The organism is Bartonella sp. CE47NXGY (assembly GCF_042195415.1).
Classification (GTDB): Bacteria; Pseudomonadota; Alphaproteobacteria; order Rhizobiales; family Rhizobiaceae; genus Bartonella.
Genome location: NZ_JBHIOI010000069.1, coordinates 1,701 through 3,680 on the forward strand (window position 1 = coordinate 1,701; position 1,980 = coordinate 3,680).

Consider the following 1,980-nt stretch of genomic DNA (forward strand, 5'->3'; position numbering starts at 1 on the left):
AGATCGGCTTGGCTTTGACGCCAGTAAAAATAAAAACGTTCTGCCGCTTTATATTGGGCTTTGCTGAGATGTCCTTTGGCATATAAAAGGGCAATGGGATGGCTTTGTGCATTGGCAATGGCTTTAATCGTGCGCGGGTTACTGGAACTTTCTGGATGATTGGGTTTAAAATAAGGATTACGCGTTTCTACAGGGATTTCTTGCGTCTTTAAATGACCAATGTGCTTTTCTTGATTTTGATGATCAAGCGGGCAGGTTTGCATGTTTTTTTTCTGCTTATGGGTCATAGCATCTCCTTAAAAATTTTAATTTTGCTTCTCGTTTTTTAAAAAATGTTGCTTGATCTAGGCAAAAGAGGGGGGTGAGAGGAAGACATGTGTTGGAGTGTGCCGTGGGGGTATGCGCTCTTGGGGGTGACTTGGACTGTTGCGCTTGTGTGTGGGAGCCCCATGGATTTGGCTCTTGAAAAGAGGGGTGTTTTGTCGCATGGTGGATTTTCCTTGAATGACTTGATGAGGGAGGTGAGTGATGGCGCGCGGGCTTTTGTCTCTGAAGGGATTGGTGTTTAGCTGTATTGTAGCTTATGTCTCTGTGGCTGTTTATGTGGAAATGAAGGCGTTGGGGATGACGTGGGGCGTATTTTTACGAGCTGTGGCGTTTTATGGCATTCCCGGTATTTTCCTTATGTTGGGTTATGAAGTAATGCAGCGGCGTGGTGTAACGAAGGGTTTGTTCCTCAAGATGGTGTTGTTGAGCTTCATTTTGGCTGCTGTCTCTGATTTTGTTTATAAGCAAGCTGAGCATTTTGGTTTGGCTCAGGTGTGGTTTTCAAACAAGTGGGTGTTTTATGTCCTTTTGGGCTTTGTCCTTGCTCTTATTTATAGAGGGGCAAGGCGTCTTGGGTTTAGGCTTTCATTCTTTGAAAAGGATTGATCTTTTGCTGCATTTTTGGCATGGTCTCTGATTTTTGCTTATGAAGGAGCGGGGCGTATGGTGGTTGCGCGGGACATGTTTTTAAAGGGGCTGGCGTTTTGCTGCGTTGTTGGCATGGTCCTTGGCTTTGCTTATGAAGATGCGGGGCGACCGGCTATTACGTGGGAGGTGTTTTGGCAGGGGGTGGTGATTTCTTGCATTGCTGGAGCGACCTTTTGTTTTATTGTTGTGGGAGCAAACAGTAGAACTGTATCGTGGGGCGTGTTTTTCAAGGCTGTGGTGTTTTGCACCATTGCTGTAGTGGTTCTTGGCTTTGCTTATAAGGGAGCGAAGCGTTTTGATATATCATGGGAATTTTTAGTAATAGGAGCGGTGTTTGTTGCATTGCTGGCGCTGTCCTTGGTTTTGCTTATGAGGGTGCGGGGTAAATGGATATCGCGTGGGGTATTTTTATTGAAGTTTCTGGTGTTGGGTGGCGTTGTTGGAGCTGTTGTTGGGTTGGCGCATGTGGGAGTAAAGCATATGGGGGTTCGCTGGTTTGTGATCTCGAACAATGGGGTGTTTCTGGGCACTATTGGATTCGTTCCTTTGTTTGTTTTGGAGGGGGTACGGTGTGTGCGTGTACTGTTGGGGGGCTTAAAAAAATGAGCATTTTTCTTTCCCATGGGCGTGATCTTTGATGTTCTTTCTGTGAGGGGTATTTGATGTCGAACGATGTGATGTTTTGGCAGTGGTTGGGGTTTTTCTGCCCTTTGGCTCTCGCCTTTGTTTCTATTTATGTGGGAATAAGGTTTTTCGGGTTTACAAGGAAGGACTTTTTTAAGGGTGGGGTGCTTGCATTCTTTGTTGGCGTGACCTCTAAGTTTGTTTATGCGAAAGCTGAGCATTTTGGTTTGGCTCAGGTGTGGTTTTCAAACAAGTGGGTTTTTTACATTCTTTTTGGCGTTGTCTTTGGTCTTATCCTTGGGCTTATTTGTCTAGGGGCAAAGCGTCTTGGGTTTAGGCTTTCATTCTTTGCAAAGGATTGATCTTTTGCTGCATTTTTGG

4 protein-coding genes and 1 pseudogene are annotated in these 1,980 nt (G+C 45.3%); 4 read left to right on the top strand and 1 reads right to left on the bottom strand.

Annotation, left to right across the window (positions count from 1 at the left end):
• Positions 1-287 (bottom strand): annotated as a pseudogene (locus ACFIL3_RS09225) (hypothetical protein); the annotation flags it as partial.
• 87 nt (positions 288-374) lie between these two features.
• Here ACFIL3_RS09225 and ACFIL3_RS09230 point away from each other — a divergent pair.
• From ACFIL3_RS09230 to ACFIL3_RS09245, 4 genes are read left to right on the top strand one after another with little or no spacing between them, the layout of a single operon-like run.
• Positions 375-569, top strand: a complete 195-nt coding sequence (locus tag ACFIL3_RS09230; RefSeq protein ID WP_375668421.1) for a hypothetical protein — start codon at positions 375-377, stop codon at positions 567-569.
• Positions 529-933, top strand: coding sequence for a hypothetical protein (locus tag ACFIL3_RS09235; protein ID WP_375682132.1), 405 nt, complete (start codon positions 529-531; stop codon positions 931-933). Before ACFIL3_RS09230 ends, ACFIL3_RS09235 begins: the two co-directional genes overlap by 41 nt.
• Before the next feature lie 15 nt (positions 934-948).
• Positions 949-1,581: a hypothetical protein gene (locus tag ACFIL3_RS09240; protein ID WP_375638465.1), complete on the top strand. Its 633-nt coding sequence runs from the start codon at positions 949-951 to the stop codon at positions 1,579-1,581.
• A gap of 56 nt (positions 1,582-1,637) precedes the next feature.
• Positions 1,638-1,961 carry a hypothetical protein gene (locus ACFIL3_RS09245; RefSeq protein WP_375682133.1) on the top strand — a complete coding sequence of 108 codons (324 nt, stop codon included), beginning with the start codon at positions 1,638-1,640 and terminating at the stop codon, positions 1,959-1,961.
• Positions 1,962-1,980 lie beyond the last annotated feature (19 nt).